Source organism: Catenibacterium sp. AM22-6LB (assembly GCF_003435615.1).
Taxonomy (GTDB): domain Bacteria; phylum Bacillota_I; class Bacilli_A; order Erysipelotrichales; family Coprobacillaceae; genus Catenibacterium; species Catenibacterium mitsuoka_A.
Genome location: NZ_QTUM01000107.1, coordinates 1 through 1,781, shown reverse-complemented (window position 1 = coordinate 1,781; position 1,781 = coordinate 1). Strand labels below are relative to the sequence as shown.

The window sequence follows — 1,781 nt, the reverse complement described above, 5'->3', positions numbered from 1 at the left end:
GACAATAGCAAGCTGCCAGGTCCTTTTTTTATGCCTTCCGACAGGAGGGCTTTTTTATTGCAAAGAAAAAGGACCACTAAGGTCCTAATGTACATGGAATACTTGAATTAATAATAACCAAGCTAAACCATAATATGTTACAACAGCAACTAAATCATTGATTGTAGTAATTAAAGGTCCTGATGCAACGGCTGGGTCAACCTTAATTTTATGGAAAAACATTGGAATGACTACACCAACCAAACTTGAGAAGACCATAGCCACAAATAAGGAAACACCCACACATCCAGAAAGAATGAAAGCATCCATAAATGGTCTATTTTTAGCAATCATAATATAGAATCCAATAAATAAGAATGAAAGTAATCCAAGGATCATTCCATTACTAAGTCCAATATTTAATTCTTTTAAGATGAATTTAAGTTTATCTTTAGTAGAGATATTTTCATCTACAAGTAATCTGATTGTAACCGCAAGAGATTGTGTTCCTACATTACCGGCCATATCTAAAATAAGTGATTGGAAACATACAACAATCGCAATTTCAGCAACTACAGATTCAAATAAACCAACTACTGTAGAAACAATCATGCCAAGGAATAAAAGAAGAATTAACCAAGGAAGTCTTTTCTTCATACCATCTTTTACTGTTTCATCCAAGTCTGACTGTTCAGTCATACCGGCAAGTTTTGCATAATCTTCATCCTGTTCATCTTCAATGAAATCAGTGATATCCGTAGAAGTAATAACACCGATAATCTCATTATCATCATTGAGTACTGGAATTGAGTCTTCTTCATATTCACGGATTTCATCAATACAATCACTAATCATCTCATGAGCATAAACATGTGGATAAGAAGTTGCGATAATTTCTTCTAAATCATCATTCTCTCTTGCAACAATCAAATCCTTTAAATCAATCGCACCATAATACTGGTTATGATCAGTTACATAAATAGTATTGATATTATCATGAGTACTAGATTGTCTAACTAATTCCTTCATCGCTTGTCTAATAGTTAAACCACGTTCAATAGAAATAAAGTTAGTTGTAATTTCATGCCCAATCTGATCGGGATTAAACGATTTGATTAAAAAGATGTCTTCTCTTCTTTTAACATGTAAATAAGGAAGAAGACGACTCTTAGTATTTTCATTTAAGTTTTCTAAGATATCAACTGCATCATCTAAATCCATCTTATTAAGAAGCATTGCATACTTCTTGTAACCAAAGTCCTGAATATAATCTTCTGGATCTTCGATATAACCGATAATAGATGACAGTCTCTTTATATCAAAATAATCAAAGAATAGTTTTCTTTCTTCTTTAGGTAATAATTCAAATGCTTCTGCAATATCTTTGTCATGATATTCATCTAATAAATTTCTTTTTTCTTCAATTGTATGATCTGAAGAAATAATGTGTAGAATATCCTGCACATAATCATTGTTGTACTTTCTTTCTGTCATGATGTATTCCTCTCTTTCATAATGTGATTATGATGAGCAAATACCAATGAAAGTCCTAATAGTATAGAGGAGCAGTCATTGATTTTTGATCATTAGTATTGTGTCTTGATTGTCGCTCGTGACTGTCCATCTATACCACCTCACTTTCTGTCCATTACTTTTTATAACAAAATCTAATAAAAAAGTAAAGCAAAAAAGCACCCATTAAATCAACATTATTTTCATAATTCTTAAGAAAACGTAAATTATTTTCAAAAAACACTTTACAAACGTGCGGATATTGGGTATTATAGACAGGCAGTCCGGGA

Annotated in this window: 1 protein-coding gene; it reads right to left on the bottom strand. The window is 31.8% G+C overall.

Annotation, left to right across the window (positions count from 1 at the left end; genetic code table 11):
• Window positions 1-84 precede the first annotated feature (84 nt).
• Complete coding sequence (gene mgtE / locus DW269_RS12380) at window positions 85-1,473, bottom strand: magnesium transporter (RefSeq protein ID WP_117460316.1); 1,389 nt, start codon at window positions 1,471-1,473, stop codon at window positions 85-87.
• Window positions 1,474-1,781 lie beyond the last annotated feature (308 nt).

Bases quoted from the DNA above. Each gene is read 5' to 3' on its own strand.
- mgtE (WP_117460316.1), bottom strand. From the start codon at position 1,473: ATGACAGAAAGAAAGTACAACAATGATTATGTGCAGGATATTCTACAC.